Origin of the sequence: Citrobacter sp. R56 (assembly GCF_016811995.1) — a bacterium.
Lineage (GTDB): Bacteria > Pseudomonadota > Gammaproteobacteria > Enterobacterales > Enterobacteriaceae > Citrobacter_D > Citrobacter_D enshiensis.
Window position 1 is genome coordinate 3,694,284 of record NZ_CP069159.1, and the last position, 21,811, is coordinate 3,716,094.

General features: G+C 53.5%; 21 protein-coding genes. 8 read left to right on the forward strand and 13 right to left on the reverse strand.

What is annotated here, in order from left to right:
* Window positions 1-86: 86 nt before the first annotated feature.
* The 4 genes from frr to rpsB all read right to left on the reverse strand — a co-directional run bounded on the left by frr (window position 87) and on the right by rpsB (window position 3,387).
* Window positions 87-644, reverse strand: a complete 558-nt coding sequence (gene frr, locus JM656_RS17500; protein ID WP_203358868.1) for a ribosome recycling factor — start codon at window positions 642-644, stop codon at window positions 87-89.
* Window positions 645-796: 152 nt separating this feature from the next.
* A complete protein-coding gene (gene pyrH, locus JM656_RS17505) occupies window positions 797-1,522 on the reverse strand; it encodes a UMP kinase (RefSeq protein ID WP_046475796.1) in 726 nt (241 codons plus the stop codon).
* Between the two features lie 151 nt (window positions 1,523-1,673).
* Entirely contained in the window at window positions 1,674-2,525 is an 852-nt protein-coding gene (gene tsf, locus JM656_RS17510) for a translation elongation factor Ts (RefSeq protein WP_203358869.1), read from the reverse strand.
* Window positions 2,526-2,661: 136 nt separating this feature from the next.
* Window positions 2,662-3,387, reverse strand: coding sequence for a 30S ribosomal protein S2 (gene rpsB / locus JM656_RS17515; protein ID WP_203358870.1), 726 nt, complete (start codon window positions 3,385-3,387; stop codon window positions 2,662-2,664).
* 321 nt (window positions 3,388-3,708) lie between these two features.
* Here rpsB and map point away from each other — a divergent pair, with 321 nt between their 5' ends.
* The 4 genes from map (at window position 3,709) to JM656_RS17535 (ending at window position 8,641) form a co-directional block, all read left to right on the forward strand.
* The gene (gene map, locus JM656_RS17520; RefSeq protein WP_203358871.1) at window positions 3,709-4,503 is read left to right on the forward strand and encodes a type I methionyl aminopeptidase; all 795 of its coding nucleotides are present in this window, start codon (window positions 3,709-3,711) and stop codon (window positions 4,501-4,503) included.
* A 113-nt stretch (window positions 4,504-4,616) separates the two neighbouring features.
* Complete coding sequence (glnD, locus tag JM656_RS17525; RefSeq protein ID WP_203358872.1) at window positions 4,617-7,289, forward strand: bifunctional uridylyltransferase/uridylyl-removing protein GlnD; 2,673 nt, start codon at window positions 4,617-4,619, stop codon at window positions 7,287-7,289.
* 30 nt (window positions 7,290-7,319) lie between these two features.
* A complete protein-coding gene (gene dapD / locus JM656_RS17530; protein ID WP_203358873.1) occupies window positions 7,320-8,144 on the forward strand; it encodes a 2,3,4,5-tetrahydropyridine-2,6-dicarboxylate N-succinyltransferase in 825 nt (274 codons plus the stop codon).
* Between the two features lie 110 nt (window positions 8,145-8,254).
* A complete protein-coding gene (locus tag JM656_RS17535; protein ID WP_192611139.1) occupies window positions 8,255-8,641 on the forward strand; it encodes a DUF3461 family protein in 387 nt (128 codons plus the stop codon).
* Window positions 8,642-8,765: 124 nt separating this feature from the next.
* On the opposite strand, the gene JM656_RS17540 is transcribed toward JM656_RS17535, so the two are convergent.
* The 3 genes from JM656_RS17540 to dgt all read right to left on the reverse strand — a co-directional run bounded on the left by JM656_RS17540 (window position 8,766) and on the right by dgt (window position 12,438).
* Window positions 8,766-9,176 (reverse strand): helix-turn-helix domain-containing protein, encoded by a 411-nt coding sequence (locus JM656_RS17540; protein WP_203358874.1) that lies wholly within the window; start codon window positions 9,174-9,176, stop codon window positions 8,766-8,768.
* A 178-nt stretch (window positions 9,177-9,354) separates the two neighbouring features.
* The gene (gene degP / locus JM656_RS17545; RefSeq protein WP_203358875.1) at window positions 9,355-10,791 is read right to left on the reverse strand and encodes a serine endoprotease DegP; all 1,437 of its coding nucleotides are present in this window, start codon (window positions 10,789-10,791) and stop codon (window positions 9,355-9,357) included.
* A 132-nt stretch (window positions 10,792-10,923) separates the two neighbouring features.
* Entirely contained in the window at window positions 10,924-12,438 is a 1,515-nt protein-coding gene (gene dgt / locus JM656_RS17550) for a dGTPase (protein ID WP_203358876.1), read from the reverse strand.
* Window positions 12,439-12,521: 83 nt separating this feature from the next.
* Here dgt and mtnN point away from each other — a divergent pair, with 83 nt between their 5' ends.
* Genes mtnN through JM656_RS17565 form a run of 3 tightly spaced genes read left to right on the forward strand, consistent with a single transcriptional unit; the run spans window position 12,522 to window position 14,674 of the window.
* Window positions 12,522-13,220, forward strand: coding sequence for a 5'-methylthioadenosine/S-adenosylhomocysteine nucleosidase (mtnN, locus tag JM656_RS17555; RefSeq protein ID WP_203358877.1), 699 nt, complete (start codon window positions 12,522-12,524; stop codon window positions 13,218-13,220).
* On the forward strand, window positions 13,213-14,013 hold the full coding sequence (gene btuF / locus JM656_RS17560) for a vitamin B12 ABC transporter substrate-binding protein BtuF (RefSeq protein WP_203358878.1): 801 nt from the start codon (window positions 13,213-13,215) through the stop codon (window positions 14,011-14,013). The genes mtnN and btuF overlap by 8 nt, the downstream gene beginning before the upstream one ends.
* Window positions 14,014-14,050: 37 nt before the next feature.
* Entirely contained in the window at window positions 14,051-14,674 is a 624-nt protein-coding gene (locus JM656_RS17565; RefSeq protein ID WP_203358879.1) for a TRIC cation channel family protein, read from the forward strand.
* A gap of 44 nt (window positions 14,675-14,718) precedes the next feature.
* Here JM656_RS17565 and erpA read toward each other — a convergent pair whose 3' ends face one another.
* Genes erpA through clcA form a run of 3 tightly spaced genes read right to left on the reverse strand, consistent with a single transcriptional unit; the run spans window position 14,719 to window position 16,565 of the window.
* Window positions 14,719-15,063 carry an iron-sulfur cluster insertion protein ErpA gene (gene erpA, locus JM656_RS17570; protein WP_006686771.1) on the reverse strand — a complete coding sequence of 115 codons (345 nt, stop codon included), beginning with the start codon at window positions 15,061-15,063 and terminating at the stop codon, window positions 14,719-14,721.
* Window positions 15,056-15,220: a small protein YadW gene (gene yadW, locus JM656_RS22525; RefSeq protein WP_370552279.1), complete on the reverse strand. Its 165-nt coding sequence runs from the start codon at window positions 15,218-15,220 to the stop codon at window positions 15,056-15,058. The genes erpA and yadW overlap by 8 nt, the downstream gene beginning before the upstream one ends.
* Window positions 15,144-16,565: a H(+)/Cl(-) exchange transporter ClcA gene (gene clcA, locus JM656_RS17575; protein ID WP_203358880.1), complete on the reverse strand. Its 1,422-nt coding sequence runs from the start codon at window positions 16,563-16,565 to the stop codon at window positions 15,144-15,146. The genes yadW and clcA overlap by 77 nt, the downstream gene beginning before the upstream one ends.
* Window positions 16,566-16,716: 151 nt before the next feature.
* Here clcA and hemL point away from each other — a divergent pair, with 151 nt between their 5' ends.
* Entirely contained in the window at window positions 16,717-17,997 is a 1,281-nt protein-coding gene (gene hemL / locus JM656_RS17580; RefSeq protein ID WP_192611131.1) for a glutamate-1-semialdehyde 2,1-aminomutase, read from the forward strand.
* Between the two features lie 103 nt (window positions 17,998-18,100).
* Here the strand turns inward: hemL and fhuB are convergent, their stop codons facing one another.
* The 3 genes from fhuB to fhuC are packed head-to-tail and all read right to left on the reverse strand — an operon-like array spanning window position 18,101 to window position 21,767.
* Window positions 18,101-20,083, reverse strand: a complete 1,983-nt coding sequence (gene fhuB / locus JM656_RS17585) for a Fe(3+)-hydroxamate ABC transporter permease FhuB (RefSeq protein WP_203358881.1) — start codon at window positions 20,081-20,083, stop codon at window positions 18,101-18,103.
* Window positions 20,080-20,970, reverse strand: a complete 891-nt coding sequence (gene fhuD / locus JM656_RS17590; protein ID WP_203358882.1) for a Fe(3+)-hydroxamate ABC transporter substrate-binding protein FhuD — start codon at window positions 20,968-20,970, stop codon at window positions 20,080-20,082. The genes fhuB and fhuD overlap by 4 nt, the downstream gene beginning before the upstream one ends.
* Window positions 20,970-21,767, reverse strand: a complete 798-nt coding sequence (gene fhuC, locus JM656_RS17595; RefSeq protein WP_203358883.1) for a Fe3+-hydroxamate ABC transporter ATP-binding protein FhuC — start codon at window positions 21,765-21,767, stop codon at window positions 20,970-20,972. Before fhuC ends, fhuD begins: the two co-directional genes overlap by 1 nt.
* Window positions 21,768-21,811 lie beyond the last annotated feature (44 nt).

Here is a 21,811-nt window from a genome sequence, read left to right on the forward strand (position 1 = left end):
AGAAGAATTGAGATACGATAAAAAGCAAAACGCCGCCAGCCAACCCTTACAGGTTTTCTGTGCGGCGTTTTAGTCGTACAGGGAAATCAGAACTGCATCAGTTCTGTTTCTTTTTCTGCCAGCGCCGCATCAACTTTCTTGATGGCTGCGTCGGTCATTTTCTGCACGTCTTCCTGAGAACGACGATCGTCATCTTCGCTGATCTCTTTCTCTTTCAGCAGAGCTTTCACTTTGTCGTTCGCATCGCGACGTACGTTACGTACGGCAACACGTGCTTGTTCAGCTTCACCACGAACGATTTTCGTCAGATCTTTACGACGTTCTTCCGTCAGCGGAGGCAGCGGAACACGAATATCGCTACCTGCAGAGCTTGGGTTCAGGCCGAGGTCAGAAGCCATAATCGCTTTCTCAACAGCAGGCCCCAAAGAACGGTCAAACACGTTGATTTTCAGAGTACGGGAATCTTCTACCGTTACGCTTGCCAGCTGACGCAACGGCGTCGGCGTGCCGTAATATTCTACGACAATGCCATCCAGCAGGCTGGGAGAAGCACGACCCGTGCGTATTTTGCTGATTTGGTTTTTGAACGCTTCGACGCATTTGTCCATGCGTACTTCAGCATCTTTTCTGATTTCGCTAATCACGTTACGAATCCTTGAAAACTTGTCTCAGTCAGACCAGACAGTCGCACACAGTGGCAGTGTGCTAAGTATAGCCCTGATTAATTCATATACGGGTAAGAGCCTCTCCCGCGACAGTAAAGCGGAATATTACCTGTATTTGGACATCACGGGAATTATTCCGTGATTAAAGTCCCTTCTTTTTCGCCCATCACAACACGACGCAGCGCACCAGGCTTGTTCATGTTGAATACACGAATCGGCAATTTGTGGTCACGAGCCAGCGTGAACGCAGCCAGATCCATCACTTTCAGCTCTTTATCCAGCACTTCATTGTAGGTCAATTGCTCGTACATGGTCGCGGTTGGATCTTTCGCAGGATCGGCAGTAAATACACCATCTACTTTGGTGGCTTTCAGTACAACGTCCGCTTCAATTTCAATACCACGCAGGCACGCTGCGGAATCGGTAGTGAAGAACGGATTACCCGTACCAGCGGACAAAATAACCACACGGTTATTACGCAGCAGGCTGATTGCTTCTGCCCAGCTGTAATTGTCGCATACGCCGTTCAGGGGAATAGCAGACATCAGGCGGGCGTTCACATAGGCGCGGTGAAGCGCATCGCGCATTGCCAGACCGTTCATTACGGTGGCCAGCATGCCCATGTGGTCGCCCACAACGCGGTTCATACCCGCTTTCGCCAGACCAGCACCACGGAACAAGTTACCGCCACCAATTACCACACCAACCTGAATACCCAGTTCAACCAGCTCTTTGATTTCCTGAGCCATACGATCCAGTATGCTTGCGTCGATACCGAAGCCTTCCGTACCCTGCAGAGCTTCGCCGCTCAACTTAAGCAGAATGCGTTTATAGACGGGTTTTGCATTGGTAGCCATGTTTCTTTCCTGAGACTGTCAACGATTAAGATGGGGGTTAATTCTGGCGACATATGATATGTCGCATATCAGCACAGAAACGCCTGGCGTCTGTCTGAATTTTGCCTGACGGACACAAAAAGAAGCCGCCCTCAGGCGGCTCCTTATAAAATTAAGACTGCTTGGACATCGCAGCAACTTCTGCTGCAAAGTCAGTCTCAACTTTCTCGATGCCTTCGCCCACTTCAAAGCGGATGAAGCCAGTAACGTCAGCGTTGTGCTCTTTCAGCAGCTGAGCAACAGATTTGCTCGGCTCCATAACGAACGGCTGGCCAGTCAGAGAAACTTCGCCGGTGAATTTCTTCATGCGGCCTTCAACCATTTTCTCTGCGATTTCTTTCGGCTTACCGGACTGCATCGCGATGTCCAGCTGAACCTGGTATTCTTTCTCTACCACTTCAGCAGACACGTCTTCCGGCTTAACGAATTCTGGTTTGCTTGCAGCAACGTGCATTGCCAGCTGTTTAACCAGTTCTTCGTCAGCGCCAGTTGCAGCAACCAGAACACCGATACGCGCACCGTGCTGGTAGTTACCCAGAATTTCGCCTTCCAGGGAAGCAACGCGACGGATGTTGATGTTCTCACCGATTTTAGCAACCAGAGCAACACGTTCTTCTTCGAACTGTGCTTTCAGAACTTCAACGTCAGTGATTTTGCCAGCAACGGCAGCGTCCAGTACTTTGTCAGCAAATGCCTGGAAACCAGCATCTTTAGCAACGAAGTCAGTCTGGCAGTTAACTTCCAGAATGAAAGCGATGTTGCCGTCGATTTTGGTTTTGATTACGCCGTCAGCAGCAACGTTGCCTGCTTTTTTCGCCGCTTTGATCGCGCCGGATTTACGCATGTTTTCGATTGCCAGCTCGATGTCGCCATTAGCTTCAGTCAGTGCTTTTTTGCAATCCATCATGCCTGCGCCGGTACGCTCACGCAGCTCTTTTACCAGGGATGCGGTAATTTCAGCCATTCTAAAATCCTCGGAAGATTTGATCTGCCCGGCCATAAACCGCACAGATTTAAAAGTGAAAAAGGGGGCCATATACAGGCCCCCTAACCAAACGTGATACTACCTGGTCTATAAGGGCTCTAACGAGCGTGCCTTATTATTCAGCTTCTACGAAGCTTTCTTCCGCCTGGGAAGCCAGATCCTGAGAACGGCCTTCACGAACGGTTGTAGCTACAGCGCCCAGGTACAGGCTAACAGCACGGATTGCGTCGTCGTTACCCGGGATAACGAAATCAACACCGTCCGGATCAGAGTTGGTATCAACGATAGCAAATACCGGAATACCCAGGTTGTTTGCTTCTTTGATAGCAATGTGCTCGTGGTCAGCATCGATAACGAACAGAGCGTCCGGCAGACCGCCCATGTCTTTGATACCGCCCAGGCTGTTTTCCAGTTTCTCAAGCTCACGAGTGCGCATCAGCGCTTCTTTCTTGGTCAGCTTTTCGAAAGTACCGTCCTGAGACTGAGTTTCCAGGTCTTTCAGACGTTTGATGGACTGACGAACGGTTTTCCAGTTAGTCAGCATACCGCCCAGCCAGCGATGGTTCACGAAGAACTGGTCGCAGCTGTTAGCAGCGTCTTTCACCGCTTCGCTTGCAGCGCGTTTAGTACCAACGAAAAGGATTTTGCCTTTGCGAGAAGAGATCTTGTTCAGTTCAGCCAGAGCTTCGTTGAACATCGGTACAGTTTTCTCAAGGTTGATGATGTGAACTTTGTTACGCGCACCGAAGATGAACGGCTTCATTTTCGGGTTCCAGTAACGGGTCTGGTGACCAAAGTGAACACCAGCCTTGAGCATGTCGCGCATGGAAACAGTTGCCATGATTAAAACCTCTATATATAAAGTTGGGGTTATGCCTCCACGTATCCCATATTACCGACCCCAAAGGGCACCCCGGAATATGTGCCGATACGTGTGTGTTGTTACACAAAGTGAGATTTGTCGCTTCCGTCTATCTTGTGTATCTGAGAGAGAACGGAAGTCCGGCGCGCTTTATACCACAAATACGCCGCAGACACCAATAATTGTTGGCAGTCTGTGCTGTTAATGATTCTCAATTTGGCAGCGTGTACCCCTGACTGATACCATTGACAGCACTTACACAATTATTGTCGAAATAATCGACACTGATGGACAGAATTCATGGCTATCTCAATCAAGACCCCTGAAGAAATCGAAAAAATGCGCGTCGCTGGCCGTATGGCTGCCGAAGTGCTGGAAATGATCGAACCGTATATCAAACCGGGCGTCAGCACCGGTGAACTGGATCGTATCTGTAACGACTATATCGTTAATGAACAGCATGCTATATCCGCATGTCTGGGCTATCACGGCTACCCGAAATCCGTCTGCATCTCTATTAATGAAGTGGTGTGTCACGGTATTCCGGATGATGCCAAGCATCTGAAAGATGGCGATATCGTCAACATCGACGTGACCGTCATTAAAGACGAATACCACGGCGATACCTCAAAAATGTTTATCGTCGGCAAACCTACCATTCTGGGCGAACGTCTGTGCCGTGTGACGCAGGAAAGCCTGTATCTGGCACTGCGGATGGTAAAACCGGGCATCCGTCTGCGTACGCTGGGTGCCGCCATTCAGAAATATGCGGAAGGCGAAGGTTTCTCCGTGGTGCGTGAATACTGCGGTCACGGCATTGGTCGCGGCTTCCATGAAGAACCGCAGGTTCTGCACTACGATGCTGATGACGGTGGCGTTGTGCTGCAAACCGGGATGACATTCACCATTGAACCGATGCTGAACGCCGGTGATTACCGTATCCGTACCATGAAAGATGGCTGGACGGTAAAAACGAAAGATCGCAGCTTGTCCGCACAGTATGAGCATACTATTGTGGTGACAGAGAATGGCTGTGAAATTCTGACATTACGCAAGGATGACACCATCCCGGTGGTAATCACGCACGACGAATAATTTTTTGCCTGATGGCGATGCTCCCGCATCTTATCAGGCCTACAAATTGCACTATCCCGTAGGCCGGATAAGGCGCTCGCGCCGTCATCCGGCTTTTTAATGGGTGGCATACGATGAAAACTCTTCCAGAACAGCATGCGAACACGGCCCTCCCCACCCTACCTGGCCAACCGCAAAACCCGGGCGTCTGGCCGCAACATGAACTCACCTGCGCGGACATAAAAGCCCACCTTGATGTCTTTCAGCGTTGGCTGGGTGAGGCCTTTGACGAAGGCGTTTCCGCCGAAATGCTCATTGAAGCCCGTACCGAATTTATTGACCAGCTCCTGCAGCGACTGTGGATCGATTACGGCTTTGGGCAAATTAGCGATGTCGCGCTGGTGGCGGTTGGCGGCTACGGTCGCGGCGAACTTCATCCGCTTTCCGACATCGACCTGCTAATCTTAAGCCGTAAAAAGTTGCCCGACGCGCAGGCGCAAAAAATTGGTGAATTGCTGACCCTGTTGTGGGACGTCAAGCTGGAGGTAGGGCACAGCGTGCGGACTCTGGAAGAGTGTCTGCTGGAGGGATTGTCGGATCTCACCGTCGCCACCAACCTGATTGAAACACGTCTGCTCATTGGCGATGTCGCGTTATTTCTTGAATTGCAGAAACACATCTTCAGCGAAGGGTTCTGGCCGTCTGAAAAATTTTTCGCCGCGAAAGTTGAAGAGCAACACCTGCGCCATCACCGCTATCACGGTACCAGTTACAATCTGGAACCTGACATCAAAAGCAGTCCTGGCGGTCTTCGCGATATTCATACTCTGCAGTGGGTGGCGCGTCGCCATTTTGGCGCGACATCGTTAGACGAGATGGTCGGTTTCGGCTTTTTAACGCAGGCGGAACGTGCCGAGCTGAACGAGTGCCTGCATATTCTGTGGCGCATTCGCTTTGCACTCCACCTGGTGGTCAGCCGTTACGATAACCGTCTACTGTTTGACCGCCAGTTAAACGTTGCCCAGCGCCTCAACTATAGCGGCGAAGGCAACGAACCGGTCGAGCAGATGATGAAGGATTATTTCCGGGTCACCCGCCGCGTCACTGAACTTAATCAGATGCTGCTGCAACTGTTTGACGAAGCGATCCTCGCGCTGTCCGCTGACGAAAAACCGCGCCCCATTGATGACGATTTTCAGTTACGCGGTACGCTGATCGATCTGCGCAGTGAGGATCTGTTTATCCGTGAACCGGAAGCGATCCTGCGGATGTTCTACACCATGGTACGCAACAGCGCGATCACGGGCATCTATTCCACCACGCTGCGTCATCTTCGCCACGCGCGTCGCCATCTTAATCAGCCGCTGTGCTACATCCCGGAAGCACGATCGCTGTTTCTGAGTATGCTGCGCCATCCCGGCGCCGTCAGTCGTGGTCTGTTGCCGATGCACCGTCACAGCGTACTGTGGGCCTATATGCCGCAATGGTCGCACATCGTCGGTCAAATGCAGTTTGACCTGTTCCACGCCTATACCGTGGATGAGCACACCATTCGGGTCATGCTGAAGCTGGAGAGCTTCGCCAAAGAAGAGACGCGTCAGGCTCACCCGCTATGCGTGGATCTCTGGCCTCGCCTGCGACAACCCGAGCTGATTTTTATCGCCGCGCTGTTTCATGATATCGCCAAAGGACGCGGCGGCGACCACTCGGTTCTGGGCGCGCAGGACGTGCTTAAATTCGCCGAGCTGCACGGTCTGAACTCACGCGAAACGCAGCTGGTTGCCTGGCTGGTGCGTCATCACCTGCTGATGTCTGTCACGGCGCAGCGGCGGGATATTCAGGATCCGGAAGTGATCAAGCAATTCGCCGAAGAGATGCAAACAGAACACCGTCTGCGTTTCCTGGCCTGTCTGACGGTAGCCGACATTTGCGCCACCAATGAAACGCTGTGGAATAGCTGGAAGCAGAGCCTGTTGCGTGAACTCTATTTCGCCACCGAGAAACAGCTCCGCCGGGGAATGCAGAATACGCCAGATATGCGCGAGCGTGTGCGTCATCACCAGTTGCAAGCCCTGGCGCTGCTGCGTATGGATAATATTGACGAAGAGGCGCTACATCACATCTGGTCACGCTGTCGCGCCAACTATTTTGTCCGCCATAGCCCAAATCAGCTGGCCTGGCACGCACGACATCTGTTGCAGCATGACCTCAGTGATCCATTAATTCTTCTCAGCCCGCAGGCCACGCGCGGCGGAACCGAAATTTTTATCTGGAGTCCGGACAGACCGTATCTGTTTGCCGCCGTCTGCGCCGAGCTGGACAGGCGTAACCTGAGCGTTCACGACGCGCAGATTTTCACCACTCGCGACGGCATGGCGATGGATACGTTTATCGTTCTGGAACCCGATGGCAGCCCTCTTTCGTCGGATCGCCACGAAGCCATCCGTTTTGGGCTGGAGCAGGCAATCACACAGCGCAGTTGGCAACCGCCGCAACCGCGTCGACAACCGGCCAAGCTCCGCCATTTCACCGTCGAGACCGAAGTGAATTTCCTGCCGACCCATACCGACCGGAAATCGTTCCTGGAATTGATAGCACTCGATCAGCCTGGCCTGTTGGCGCGGGTCGGGCAAATTTTTGCCGATCTGGGAATTTCGCTTCATGGCGCCCGAATTACAACCATTGGTGAGCGAGTAGAAGATTTATTCATAATCGCCACAGCCGACCGGCGTGCGCTTAATAATGAGCTGCAGCAGGAAGTGCATCAACGGTTGACAGAGGCCCTCAATCCAAACGATAAAGTGTAGTGTGTTTATTTATATGGAAAGAGTTTAACAATGCAGCAGTTACAGAACGTTATTGAGTCAGCTTTCGAGCGTCGTGCCGACATCACTCCGGCAAATGTAGACACCGTGACCCGTGAAGCGGTTAATCAGGTCATTTCTCTGCTGGATTCCGGCGTGCTGCGTGTCGCAGAAAAGATTGATGGCCAGTGGGTCACCCATCAGTGGCTGAAGAAAGCGGTACTGCTCTCTTTCCGTATTAACGATAACCAGGTTATCGACGGTGCGGAAAGCCGCTACTTCGATAAAGTGCCGATGAAATTCGCCGACTACGATGAAGCGCGTTTCCAGAAAGAAGGCTTCCGTGTGGTTCCGCCTGCGGCAGTGCGTCAGGGCGCGTTTATCGCACGCAATACTGTGCTGATGCCATCCTACGTGAACATCGGCGCTTACGTTGACGAAGGCACCATGGTTGATACCTGGGCGACCGTTGGCTCCTGCGCGCAGATTGGTAAAAACGTTCACCTTTCTGGCGGCGTGGGCATCGGTGGTGTTCTGGAGCCACTGCAGGCTAACCCAACCATCATCGAAGACAACTGCTTTATCGGCGCGCGTTCAGAAGTCGTTGAAGGGGTGATCGTGGAAGAGGGTTCCGTGATCTCCATGGGCGTGTACATCGGTCAAAGCACCCGTATTTATGATCGCGAAACCGGTGAAGTGCATTACGGTCGCGTTCCGGCAGGTTCGGTGGTTGTTTCTGGCAACCTCCCGTCCAAAGATGGGAAATACAGCTTGTACTGTGCCGTGATTGTGAAAAAAGTGGATGCGAAAACCCGCGGCAAAGTGGGCATCAACGAGCTGCTACGCACCATCGACTAATCATGATTAGAAAAAGCGGGGGCAACCCCGCTTTTTTTATATCTTCTGGTGGCGGAAAAAGAACTTTTCGTTAATTATTCAAAGGTTATGTTGAGATTAAGGGTACCGCTATGTACGACAATCTGAAAAGTCTGGGCATTACCAATCCTGAAGAAATCGATCGTTACAGCCTGCGGCAAGAAGCCAACAACGATATCCTGAAAATCTATTTCCAGAAGGATAAAGGCGAATTCTTTGCCAAGAGCGTTAAGTTTAAATATCCTCGCCAGCGCAAAACGGTCGTCGCTGATGGTGTTGGTCAGGGGTACAAAGAGGTTCAGGAGATCAGCCCGAATCTACGCTATGTGATCGACGAGCTGGATCAAATCTGCCAGCGTGACCGCACCGAAGTCGATCTTAAACGTAAGATCCTCGACGATTTACGTCATCTGGAATCGGTCGTGACCAATAAGATCAGCGAGATTGAAGCCGATCTTGAGAAGTTGACACGCAAATAACGCGGTTTGTTGCCGGGTGGCGGCTTCGCCTTACCCGGCCTACCCATTGATGCGCGCCCGCCGCCACCCGGCTTTATTTTGCCTGAGGGCACTACGTTTATCAGGCCGACAAAACAAATCCCGCCTACCGTTGTTCATCCAGTTGCAATGCCACATACAACAACAACCTATCGTCAAAATTCCCTAAATCCAGCCCGGTGAGTTTAGAGATTCGGTTCAGGCGATACTCCAGCGTATTACGGTGGATAAATAACGCTTTTGACGTCGCCAGCGGCTGTACGTTGTGGCGAAACCACGCCGCCAGTGTCCGGCGCAATAATCCGTTGTTATCCATGGATTTCAGTCGTGCTAACGGCCTCGCCAGCTCATTATCAATATCGACAACGCGCCCTTGCGACAACACCAGCAATGCACCTTCGTGCAATTCACCAATACGTTCGCGATCGCCGCTGCCGATAATACGCCCACGGGCATCCATTACGTTGATATTGGTATCAATGATGCGCATGGTCCGCGACACGATATCCTGTGCCATGCTGGTATCAAGATGCCAGCCATAAACCCTCCTGTGAGCGGAACTCAAGCATAGGGAAGATGTTAGCCTGCAACATTGTGCAGATGCACAAACAGACGGGGAGATATATGGAGTTGTGGGAAACTTCACAAAACGGGGGAGAACCCTTTCCCCAACGGGGAAAGGGGTTGGCGAGAGATTACTGCATCAGCAGGTAGATGGAGCTATCGCCACGCTGAATGTTCAGTGCCAGCACAGACGGTTTGCTGTCGAGGATTTTACGCAGTTCAGCGATGTTTTTAATCGCCTGCTGGTTTGCCCCAACGATCACGTCCCCTTTCTTCAGGCCAATCATGGCAGCCGGAGAATTGGCTTTGACGTTATTCACGACAACGCCCTTATCCTGGCCTTTATTGCTCATCTCCGCACCTTCAATACCGCTGAAGATGGTGCTGGAGTCGACCTGATTCTGGTTGCTTTGCTGCAGCTCCAGACTTACTGTAACAGGCTTGCCTTCGCGCAGCAGACCCAGGCTGATTTTGCTGCCAATCGGCATCGTTCCTACCTGAGCGCGCAGTGCGGCAAAACTGCTGATCGGCTTACCGTTCAGAGACGTAATGACGTCACCCGCTTTAATGCCCGCTTTCGCCGCCGACGAGTTCGGCAATACCTGGCTTACGAATGCGCCACGCTGCGCATCGACTTTCATTGCTTTCGCCAGCTCAGAGCTCAGTTCGGTCCCCAGAATCCCCAGCTCCCCGCGTTTCACCTGACCGTACTCGACCATCTGGGCCGTCAGGTTTTTCACCATGTTGCTTGGGATGGCAAAACCGATACCGATATTGCCGCCGTCCGGCGCAAGAATAGCGGTGTTAATACCGATCAATTCGCCATTCAGGTTCACCAGCGCACCACCGGAGTTACCCCGGTTGATGGCGGCGTCAGTCTGGATAAAGTTTTCATAGTTCTCTGCGTTCAGACCGCTACGGCCTAGCGCAGAAACAATACCGGACGTCACCGTCTCACCCAGACCGAACGGGTTACCGATGGCAACGGTATAATCCCCCACGCGCAGCGTGTCAGAGTCCGCCAGCTTAATCGCCGTCAGATTTTTCGGATCCTGAATCTGGATCAGCGCAATATCGGAGCGCGGATCTTTGCCGACGACCTTCGCATCGAATTTACGGCCATCGCTCAGTTGTACTTTGATAACGCTGGCTTTGTCGACCACGTGGTTGTTGGTCACAACATAACCTTTTGCGGCGTCAATGATGACACCGGAACCCAGCGCCATGAATTTTTGTTGCTGACCGCCGCCGTTATCGCCGCCCTGCTGCACCCCGCCCTGACAGAAAGGCGAGCTCTGGAATGGCGAGCCATCCTGACAGAACGGAGAATCTTCACCGAAAAACTGCTGGAAGTTACGCGGCATACGCGGCGTATTCACCGTCGTGCTGCCTTCCACGTTAATACTCACCACCGATGGCATCACTTTTTCGAGCATCGGCGCCAGACTTGGCATCTGCTGGGCTGTTGTTGCTGAAGACGCCGTCTCAGCCGCCGTTGCAGACAGGGGGGACAACGCCAAACCTAAACTCAGAGCCAGTGCACTCATTGCTAATGTGGTTTTTTTCATGTGTTTCGATCTCGATTAACAGATAACGCAAAATTGCTGTGTACATCAGATTCGTTTTATAGCGCGAAGTTCCGGTATAAAGTTTCTGGAAACGGTAAATATTTATTGTTCATCTTTACAAAAGGCTGAATATTATTCAACCGCCATCAGTCGGCGATATTCATCCCAGGCATACAAATCGGTCATCCCGCTGATATAATCCTGGATCAGACGGCAGCGATAATAATATTCCAGCGTGGCGTATTCCGGGGAATCTGAGGCTAATTTACCCACCACTTCAACATAGGCCAGGCGGTGACGCGTAGAGAGCTTTTGGAATAGTCTGGACTCAATAGGAAAGCGTTTCAGTCGTTCGTTATCCACCAGCTCAGAAAAATCTAATAACGACATTTTTAATAACGGCTGATAAATCTCCAGCAAACCGCTGATCACCCGATATCCTTGTAATTCCAGTTGTTCGACATCCGGGTGGCTAAACACGTGTTTTACCGCGACATTCTTATATAATTCAAGCAACTGACTGAAGCCACTGGCATCTTCCAGCAATGCATGATTGAAATTACCGTCAAAGATTTGCGGCAAATTATCAATAAAGCGCTGGGCAGCATACGGCACCAGTTTATTAAGTGTATTCACGCGTAAATACATAAAAAACTGGTCTTCCGTACTGCGGCTTAATGAATTGGCGCGCGATTTCTCCCAGGCATTCTCAACCACCTGTGTGAACAGTGAGCCTTTTTCATGATGCCCCCAGGCTTCATAAAGATGATGATAAAGCTGCTCCACGCTGAAGATTCTTTTCTCAACAGCATCCTCAAGATCGGCCACACAATATGAAATGTCGTCAGCCGCCTCCATAATCCACGCCAATGGATATCGGCTGTAAGGCGCCATTTCAAGCTCTTTACGTAACCGCTCAATATAGGGTTCTTCAGAAAGATAGTAGCCCGGCTTTTTCATTAAATAGGTATGTGAGGAAGGCGTTTCACCCCGCCACCAGGCGGGTCGCGTATATTTTAAAATACCGCCCACCTGCGCCCAGGTCAGATTCATTCGCATCAATGTATGAACCAGACGTATCCCCTGCGCATTCCCTTCAAACTGACATAGGTCCTGGCGCACTTTACGACGAAGATGATTCACTGACTCCTCACCCTCACGCAATCGCAGCGCGGCAACGACACAACGATCGTCACTGAGTGGCTGGCTTTCCGCATCTGCCGGGAACAAACGCTGGCGAAACCAGTCGTTAATCGCCGCCTCGCCAAAATGCCCAAACGGCGGGTTGCCGATATCATGCATCAGGCAAGACATCTCCACGATGCTCTCAAAAGGACCGGTCAACTCATCAAGGCCGTACTTCTCTAACAGTTTCAGCTCTTTAAGGCGACTCAGTATCTCTTTAGCGATATAACGCCCAACCTGCTGCACTTCCATAGAGTGCGTCAGACGCGTCCGCACCGCCGCATTGCGCTCAAGGGGGAACACCTGCGTTTTCTGTTGCAGACGGCGAATCGCGGGTGAATTGATGATCCGACCACGATCGCTCTCAAAGATCCGTAGAATTTCATGCTCAGATTTCGTGCCCTGCGGTGAGCGATAACGACGGTGCCAGTTAATTTTATTTCGGAAATCGATCTGTGCCATGTTCTCTCCCGCCTGAGCAATGCGCTTCACCTTAAGCGCATGATAGACTATGCCCTCAAATCTGGCTTATCGCGAGTAAATCTATGAAAATCGGCATCATTGGTGCAATGGAAGAAGAAGTTACGCTGCTGCGTGACAAAATCGAAAACCGTCAGACAATTACCCTTGGCGGTTGTGAAATTTACACCGGCCAACTGAACGGAACCGAGGTTGCGCTACTGAAATCAGGCATCGGTAAAGTCGCGGCTGCGCTGGGCGCAACTCTGCTTCTCGAGCGATGCAAGCCGGATGTCATTGTTAACACCGGTTCTGCGGGCGGCCTGGCGCCGACGCTGAAAGTCGGTGACATCGTGGTTTCTGACGAAGCGCGTTATCACGATGCCGACGTCACCGCGTTTGGTTATGAATTTGGTCAGCTTCCGGGTTGCCCGGCAGGTTTTAAAGCGGATGACAAGCTGATCACGGCTGCCGAATCCTGCATCGCAGAACTGAACCTGAATGCGGTTCGCGGGTTGATCGTCAGTGGTGACGCCTTCATTAATGGCTCAGTCAGTCTGGCGAGGATCCGCCATAACTTCCCGAACGCGATTGCCGTAGAGATGGAAGCGACCGCTATCGCGCACGTTTGCCATAACTTTAACGTGCCTTTTGTGGTGGTTCGCGCCATTTCTGACGTGGCCGATCAGCAGTCTCACCTCAGCTTTGACGAGTTCCTGGTGGTTGCCGCCAAACAGTCCAGCCTGATGGTGGAAACGCTGGTCCAGAAACTGGCACATGGCTAAATCATTATCCAGGGCGCTGGCCGCCCTGCTTCTCACTCTTCCGGTGTGGCTGTCTGCCGCGCCGCGCGTCGTATCTCTTTCCCCCGCTAACACCGAACTCGCCTTTGCCGCAGGCATTACCCCCGTTGGCGTTAGCAGTTATTCCGACTATCCCCCGGAAGCGAAAGGCATCGATGAGGTTTCTACCTGGCAAGGGATGAATCTGGAACGGATTGTGGCGCTAAAGCCCGATCTGGTTATCGCCTGGCGTGGCGGGAATTCAGAACGACAGGTCAATCAACTGACCTCTCTGGGCATCGACGTCATCTGGATAGACGCGGAAACCATTGAGCAGGTCGCTGGCGCGTTGCAGCAACTGGCTGCCTGGAGCCCCGATCCCGAGAAAGCCAAACGTGCGGCGCAAACCTTGTTGGATGAGTATGCTCAGCTAAAATCTCAGTATGCAGAGAAACCGAAAAAACGGGTGTTTCTCCAGTTTGGCATCAATCCGCCCTTTACCAGCGGAAAAAACTCGATTCAGAACCAGGTTATTGAGCTTTGTGGTGGAGAAAATGTCTTTGCCGATAGTCGGGTTCCCTGGCCGCAGGTGAGTCGCGAACAGGTGCTGGCAAGGGATCCCCAGGCGATCGTCGTCGCAGGAGATTCGGGCGAAATTCTCAAAATCAAACAATACTGGGGAAATCAGCTAAAAATTCCGGTTATTCCACTCACCAGTGACTGGTTTGAACGCGCAAGCCCGCGTATTATCCTCGCCGCAAAACAACTCTGTAATGCGCTTTCACAAGTGAAATAGAGCCAGGCCCCGCCAGGCTCTCAGTGGGGATTCGACAATGCTCGTCTATTGGCTCGATATTGTAGGCACAGCGGTATTTGCTATCTCTGGCGTATTACTGGCCGGAAAACTGCGCATGGACCCTTTTGGCGTTCTGGTTCTTGGCGTTGTCACGGCCGTTGGCGGGGGAACCATTCGCGATATGGCGCTGGATAACGGGCCGGTATTTTGGGTAAAAGATCCGACCGACCTGGTGGTGGCGATGATCACCAGCATGCTCACCATTGTGCTGGTGCGTCAGCCCAGACGACTGCCTAAATGGATGCTCCCGGTATTGGATGCCGTTGGCTTAGCGGTGTTTGTCGGTATCGGCGTGAACAAAGCCTTTATTGCCGGAAGCGGTCCACTGGTCGCCATCTGTATGGGCGTGATTACCGGCGTCGGCGGCGGGATTATTCGTGATGTGTTAGCCCGCGAAGTCCCCATGATTTTACGCACTGAAATTTATGCAACGGCCTGTATCATCGGCGGTATTGTGCATGCTACTGCGTATTATACGTTTGATATTCCACTGGAGACGTCCAGTATGATGGGGATGGTCGTGACGTTGCTCATTCGACTTGCCGCCATTCGCTGGCATCTGAAGTTGCCGACCTTTGCACTGGATGATCGCACCAGATAGCAAAAAGCCGTGTCTATGACACGGCTTTTTCATGTTCAGTACAATCAGATACTGAAGGACGAGCCACACCCGCAGGTGCTTTTTGCGTTCGGGTTGGTCACGACGAAACGAGAACCTTCCAGACCTTCGGTGTAGTCAACGGATCCGCCCACCAGATACTGCAGGCTCATCGGATCGACAACCAGACCGACGCCCTGTTTCTCAATGGTCATATCGCCATCGTTCACCTGATCATCAAAGGTGAAACCGTACTGGAAACCGCTGCAACCACCACCGGTGATATACACACGTAATTTCAGATTCGGGTTATCTTCATCAGCGATCAGGCTTTTTACTTTATTGGCTGCTGCTTCAGTAAATTGCAGTGGCAGCGCTACGTCATCACTCATTTTTTGCTCCAAACGACATTGGCAATTGGGCAAATTCTAACCCAATACTCTTGTCATTATCTAATACCCTGGTATTTCGTTCAAGTATTCTCGCCAGCGGTAACGCCCTGGCTTTTTGCCGCCTGCTCTGCGTCCTGCTTTGCCAGCGTGCGGGCAAGGATTGTAGAGTATAGCGGTTTTCCGCCCATAAATTGCGCTAACAGTGTTGCGCCAAGACAGGTAATAATCATTGGCAAAATGAGCTGATAGTTATCGGTCATTTCCAGCACCAGCACAATCCCCGTCAACGGCGCACGCACAGATGCCGCCAACAGGGCTCCCATTCCGGCAATCGCAAACGTCCCCGCCTCAAGATGATATTGCGGGAAAAATACCGCCGCCGCCATGCCAAACGCGGTGCCCAGTAACGTCCCCAACGCCAGCATCGGCGCAAAAATACCGCCAGGCGCGCCGGATGAAAAACAGAGCAGCGTGGTAATGACCCGGGCGATAAAAATAAACAGCAGGAGTCCAACGCTGAAATTACCGGCTGCGGCAATGGGGATCAGGTTAAATCCTCCGCCGGCCGCCTCCGGTTTAATCAGCCCGAGAATACCGCACAGCCCGCCGATAGCGCCGCCCATCAATACCCATTTTTTGATATCGCCGCCATGAAAGCGTTGGAACATATCCTGGGTACGCAGCACCAGGGTATTGAAGACCGGCCCCACGCAGCCAAAAACCATCCCGAGGATCAAATAGAGCCACAGGGTGTTAACCGGCGCATTCGACAGTTTCCCCACCTCAATGATCGGCGCTTCACCGTTGAAGATCCGAAACACGATGCTGGACATGATAACCCCAGTGAACACCGCCTTGATCGAAATAAGGTTGTAACGAAACTGCGGACGCATCTCTTCAAGAATGAATAAAATGCCCGCCAACGGCGCGTTAAAAGCGGCAGAAAGCCCCGCAGCCGCGCCGGTTGCCAGTAACGTGTGGCGCGCTTCGGCGCTGCGCATGCGAAACACATCCAGCACCATGCGACCGATATTACCGCCGATCTGCACCGTGGGTCCTTCGCGTCCGAGCACCATCCCCGCGCCGAGCGTCCCCATGCCTCCCACAAACTTAACGGGCAGTACGCGCCACCAGCGCACGGGACGCAGCTCTTCCAGAGCGCCTTCAATTTCTGGGATACCCGAACCACCGGCCTCCGGCGCAAATTTACGCACCAGAAAATAACCGACCATCGCAAGCCCGGCAGAGAAAATAAAGGCCAGCGGCCAGACCAGCAGCGCATGGTCTGCGACATGGGCCAATGAGCCGAGACGCTGGTTCTGAACCCAGGTCACCGCTTTTTCGAATGCCACGCCAACCAACCCAGTGACAGTACCGACAACGGCCGCCATCAACAAAATCGCCAGCGGCGTTTTATCGCGCTCAACAAGTCGGCGGATCAGATCCCTGCGCCGTAAGCGCAAAACGTGCTGTGCTTCAAAAGAGGGAGTGTCTGTTTTCATCGGATGATCATTAATTGGTAATACAAATACAGAGACGGCATTCTACTCGTCCCAATGATGAAAATCCCCTGTAAATCGTGTTGTTTCAAATGCGGATAACTTTACTTAGAATAGCGGGCATTCACTTTTTCTACGAACCAGGAACCCATCCATGAGTAAGTCTGAAAACCTCTACAGCGCAGCACGCGAGCTTATCCCCGGCGGCGTTAACTCTCCTGTTCGCGCCTTTACTGGCGTGGGGGGAACTCCGCTGTTTATCGAAAAAGCAGACGGCGCGTATCTGTATGATGTCGATGGCAAAGCCTACATCGATTACGTCGGTTCCTGGGGACCGATGGTGCTGGGTCACAACCATCCGGCGATCCGTAACGCGGTGATTGAAGCTGCCCAACGGGGTCTGAGTTTCGGTGCCCCTACCGAGATGGAAGTGAAAATGGCGGAGCTGGTCACCAATCTGGTGCCGACCATGGACATGGTACGTATGGTGAACTCAGGTACCGAAGCCACCATGAGCGCCATCCGCCTGGCGCGCGGCTTTACGGGTCGCGACAAGATCATCAAATTTGAAGGCTGCTACCACGGTCACGCCGACTGCCTGCTGGTCAAAGCCGGTTCCGGCGCACTGACGCTGGGTCAACCGAACTCACCGGGCGTACCGGCAGATTTCGCTAAACATACCCTGACCTGTACTTACAACGATCTGGACTCGGTTCGCGCGGCATTCGAACAGTATCCGCAGGAGATTGCCTGCATCATCGTTGAGCCCGTCGCAGGTAACATGAACTGCATCCCACCGCTGCCGGAATTCCTGCCTGGCCTGCGCGCGTTGTGCGACGAGTTCGGTGCACTGCTGATTATCGACGAAGTGATGACCGGTTTCCGCGTCGCGCTGGCTGGCGCACAGGATTACTACGGTGTGACGCCGGACCTAACGTGCCTGGGCAAAATCATCGGCGGCGGTATGCCTGTCGGCGCTTTCGGCGGTCGCCGCGATGTGATGGATGCGCTGGCCCCGACCGGTCCGGTTTACCAGGCGGGAACGCTTTCCGGTAACCCTATCGCGATGGCAGCCGGTTTTGCCTGTCTGACCGAAGTCGCCCAACCGGGGATCCATGAAACGCTGAATGAGCTGACCACGCAACTGTCAGAAGGTTTGCTGGAGGCGGCACAGGAGGCGGGAATTCCGCTGGTGATGAACCATGTTGGCGGTATGTTCGGGATATTCTTCACCGATGCCGAGTCCGTGACCTGCTACCAGGATGTGATGGCATGTGATGTGGAGCGCTTTAAGCGTTTCTTCCATCTGATGCTGGATGAAGGCGTTTATCTGGCGCCGTCAGCGTTTGAAGCGGGCTTTATGTCCGTAGCGCACAGTGTGGACGATATCAATAACACCATCGACGCAGCACGTCGGGTGTTCGCGAAGCTGTAAAATACGAGATTACGTATTGTAGGCCGGGTAAGGCGTGAGCCGCACCCGGCTTTTTTTGCCTGATGGCGCTAACGCTTATCAGGCCTACATGTAAAAACCAATTTTACCGACTCTGCTTTCTCAACAGATAGATAAAGTACGGCGCACCAATAAACGTCGACAGTAATCCCGCCGGGATCTGATACGGGAACAGTACCATCCTGCCGCACCAGTCAGCGAAGACTAACAGCACGCCCCCCGCCAGCGCCGACATCATCATATGCGGCATCGTCCGGCGAAAACCTAACATCCGCGCAATGTGTGGCGCCATCAGTCCGACAAAGCTCAGCGGGCCAATAGTCATCGTCGCCGTCGCCGTCAGACACGCGGCCAACATCAACAGGCCAATGCGCGAAGGCGTCAACGCCATCCCCACAGCCCGTGCGGTATCGCCGCCTAACGGTAAGATGGTCAGCCAACGACGACACAGCGGCGCAATCGCCAGCAAAATCACCATCACGATCCCGGTATGCAGCACTTGCTCACCTGAGGCGTTATAGGTCGAACCTGAGATCCAGGTTAACACTTCCGCCATTCGCGGATCGCCGCTTGCCTGCAACATCATCAATAGCATGGTGAATGCGGTACTGAGCGCCATCCCCGCCAGTAACATACGGTGTGGAGAGAACCCTCCGCGCCCCGCGGCGATCATAATGATCAGCAACGTCACTGCCGCGCCAAGACTCCCGGCAGGCAGTAACCAGCCGAACGCGTTTCCCGGAACCAGAAACAGCATTAATACCACGCCAAACGCCGCGCCGGAGCTTATCCCCAACACTTCCGGGCTCGCCATCGGGTTGCCGGTCAGGCGTTGAATAATACACCCGGCGACCGCCAGCATCACACCAGCAATCATAGCGGCCAGAATACGTGGCCAGCGCCAGGGCATTAACTCATCCAGCATTGCGCCACTGGCCCACGTCCAGCCGTGCACATCACGTCCTAGCGAGAGCGCCACAATCACCACCGCCAGCAGCACCACGCCGCCTGCCAGCGCAAAACCCAGCACATGCTGTCGTTCGGCTGCAATCCTGTCATTCGCATTCATCGCCGGCATGCTCATACTGCGCAGGCGCGGAAGTAGCCACAGAAGCAGCGGCGCGCCAATCAACGCGGTTGCCGACCCGGTGGACACTTCCATCCACACCCGCGTCAGCCAGAGAATGATTTGATCGGAAAGCCAGAGGATCAGCGCCCCAATCAGTGGCGCTAACATCAGACGCGCAAGCAGACGCCGCGCGCCGAGCATTTTCGCGAGCAGCGGCGCAAACAGACCGATAAAGCCGATAATCCCCACCGCGTTCACCAGTAGCGCACTGATCACAATCGCCAGTGACAGTACCGCCAGGCGTGCCAGCGACAAGGCCAGTCCCAGATTACGCGCCACGCCGTCGTCTAACCCCATCAGGGTCATGGGGCGTAACAGCAGCAAAGTGAGCATCACCCCGCCCAACAACTGCGGCCACAGGCGCTGCACGCCGCCCCAGTCCGTTTGCGTCAGCGTCCCGGAACTCCAGAGAAACATACTTTGTAGTTGATCATGATGGAAAAGGACCATCAGTTGATTGATTGCCCCGCAGTACAGGCTGACGACCAGCCCGGCGAGAATTAACGTCACCGGAGACAGACGTTTCCCCCATGCGACGCCAAACACCACGGCACCGACGATACAGGCACCCGCCAGCGCGGCGAATTGCGTTGTCAATGCGCCGGGGAGCGCCCACAGGGTGGTGATGGTGATCCCCAGTTGCGCACCGGTTGCCACACCCAACGTCGTCGGCTCCGCCAGCGGGTTACGCAGCACCTGCTGAAAGAGTACGCCCACCAAACCCAGCCCAGCGCCCACCAGCAAAGAGATCGCCAGACGCGGCAGCAAGCTGTAGTGGAACAACATCTGCTCAACCACATCAATATCGGGTGACCACACCGCCTGCAGCCACTGGCTACGCGGCAGTGCGATCGAGAAATTAGTCCAGGTTAGTCCGGCGGCGACAATCAGCAGCACCGCCAGAAATGACGCCGGAAACAGCGCAATACGTTTACTCACGCCTTGCCTCCCAGCGCATTATCAAGAATACGAACAAAATGCATGGTGGAAAGCGTTGCACCATAGAACCAGACGGCGGGCACCTGCTGAAAACGCCCGGCACGCACAAACGGCATCGCCTGCCACAGCGGTGTGGCGGTCAATGCGTCCATCTCACGGTGGTTACCGTGATCAAAACAAATCACATCAGCCTCTTTATAGGCCGCCAGACGATCAATCCCCACCACGGTGCTTCCCCAAAAATTGGTTTCACCCTGCCAGGCATTACGAATGCCATACTCGTCCAGCACTGGTTGAAAGAGGCAATTCGGCCCGAAGATCAGCATATGACGCGAATCCAGCAGGCTCGTGATCAGCAACGGTCTCTCCCCGCGCTGCGTAAAGCGAGTTTTCTGGCTTTCAATAAAGCTGTCGAACTCCGCCAGATGGCGTTGGGCTACGGGTTCTACATTGAGAAGTTGCGCCATCTCAGTGAGCGACTGGCGCGCCACTGCTAAGGGATTTTTGCCGTCACTGAAGTTAAACCCACGCCCTGGCGCAATACGTGCCAGCTTCTCAGGCGAAGGACCATATCCTGCCGACCAGACCATAAATGAGGGTTTCATCTCGGTCAGCAGTTCCAGATTTGGCTCCGTACGCAGACCCACGTCAATCACGGAATCCGGCAACGGCGGTTCGTTGACCCACAAACGGTAGTTAGGAATATCCGCCACGCCGTAAGGCGTAATACCCAGCGCCAGCAGGAGCTCTACCGGCAGCCATTCCAGCGCCACGATACGCTGCAGGTCGACTGAGGCGGCGTGCGCCTGCCCCATTTTCCAGAGCAACGGAGAAAGCGCCATCGCAGTTAATAAGCGACGGCGAGAAAGAGGATATAAACCACTCATTAATAAACAAAACTCACAGGTGCGGTGCCCGCAGGGTGCGGTAAAATCCCCATCGGGATGCCGTAAATCTGTTCCAGTGTTTCACCACACATCAGTTCGGCGGGCGTTCCCTGCGCAATCATTTCACCGCCACGCAGCGCGACCAGATAGTCGCAGTAGCGCGCAGCCATGTTGATATCATGAAGCACAGCAATCACGGTCAGGCCGCGCTGCTGGCTTAAACGGTGCACCAACGCCAGCACATCAACCTGGTGCGCAATATCCAGCGCCGAGGTGGGTTCATCAAGCAACAGGCAGCGACTATCCTGCGCCACCAGCATCGCTATCCATGCCCGCTGACGTTCGCCACCGGAAAGACTATCCACCAGCCTATGCGCCAACGGTTTTAAACCGACCAACGCAATGGCTTCTTCCACTTTCTCTCTGTCGGCCACGCCAAAACGACCCAATGCGCCATGCCACGGATAACGCCCAATCGCGACAAGTTCACGCACCGTCATCCCTTCAGCCTGCGGCAACTGCTGCGGCAGGTATGCGACTTTGCGCGCAAACGCTTTACTGCTCCAGTTTTCCAGCGGCAGATCATCCAACAAAATCTCACCTTCCGAAGGTGGCTGATGTCGCCCCAGCATTTTCAGCAGGGTGGATTTACCTGAGCCGTTATGCCCGATAAGTCCGGTCACTTTGCCGACAGGAAAGGTCAAAGAGAGAGGATGCAGCAGCGTGCGTCCAGGCACGCGAAAGGAGACTTTGCGCAACGCAAACGTCGTGTCGGAATGGGTTGTGTTTTCCTGCATAGCGGCCAACTTGTATAGCGGGCACGGAAAACCGTGCCCTAAGA

Excerpts from the sequence above, each read along its gene's own strand:
- pyrH (WP_046475796.1), bottom strand. The coding sequence starts at position 1,522 with ATGGCTACCAATGCAAAACCCGTCTATAAACGCATTCTGCTTAAGTTG.
- tsf (WP_203358869.1), bottom strand. The coding sequence starts at position 2,525 with ATGGCTGAAATTACCGCATCCCTGGTAAAAGAGCTGCGTGAGCGTACC.
- rpsB (WP_203358870.1), bottom strand. The coding sequence starts at position 3,387 with ATGGCAACTGTTTCCATGCGCGACATGCTCAAGGCTGGTGTTCACTTT.
- map (WP_203358871.1), top strand. The coding sequence starts at position 3,709 with ATGGCTATCTCAATCAAGACCCCTGAAGAAATCGAAAAAATGCGCGTC.
- glnD (WP_203358872.1), top strand. The coding sequence starts at position 4,617 with ATGAAAACTCTTCCAGAACAGCATGCGAACACGGCCCTCCCCACCCTA.
- dapD (WP_203358873.1), top strand. The coding sequence starts at position 7,320 with ATGCAGCAGTTACAGAACGTTATTGAGTCAGCTTTCGAGCGTCGTGCC.
- JM656_RS17535 (WP_192611139.1), top strand. The coding sequence starts at position 8,255 with ATGTACGACAATCTGAAAAGTCTGGGCATTACCAATCCTGAAGAAATC.
- JM656_RS17540 (WP_203358874.1), bottom strand. The coding sequence starts at position 9,176 with ATGGCACAGGATATCGTGTCGCGGACCATGCGCATCATTGATACCAAT.
- degP (WP_203358875.1), bottom strand. The coding sequence starts at position 10,791 with ATGAAAAAAACCACATTAGCAATGAGTGCACTGGCTCTGAGTTTAGGT.
- dgt (WP_203358876.1), bottom strand. The coding sequence starts at position 12,438 with ATGGCACAGATCGATTTCCGAAATAAAATTAACTGGCACCGTCGTTAT.
- mtnN (WP_203358877.1), top strand. The coding sequence starts at position 12,522 with ATGAAAATCGGCATCATTGGTGCAATGGAAGAAGAAGTTACGCTGCTG.
- btuF (WP_203358878.1), top strand. The coding sequence starts at position 13,213 with ATGGCTAAATCATTATCCAGGGCGCTGGCCGCCCTGCTTCTCACTCTT.
- JM656_RS17565 (WP_203358879.1), top strand. The coding sequence starts at position 14,051 with ATGCTCGTCTATTGGCTCGATATTGTAGGCACAGCGGTATTTGCTATC.
- erpA (WP_006686771.1), bottom strand. The coding sequence starts at position 15,063 with ATGAGTGATGACGTAGCGCTGCCACTGCAATTTACTGAAGCAGCAGCC.
- clcA (WP_203358880.1), bottom strand. The coding sequence starts at position 16,565 with ATGAAAACAGACACTCCCTCTTTTGAAGCACAGCACGTTTTGCGCTTA.
- hemL (WP_192611131.1), top strand. The coding sequence starts at position 16,717 with ATGAGTAAGTCTGAAAACCTCTACAGCGCAGCACGCGAGCTTATCCCC.
- fhuD (WP_203358882.1), bottom strand. The coding sequence starts at position 20,970 with ATGAGTGGTTTATATCCTCTTTCTCGCCGTCGCTTATTAACTGCGATG.
- fhuC (WP_203358883.1), bottom strand. The coding sequence starts at position 21,767 with ATGCAGGAAAACACAACCCATTCCGACACGACGTTTGCGTTGCGCAAA.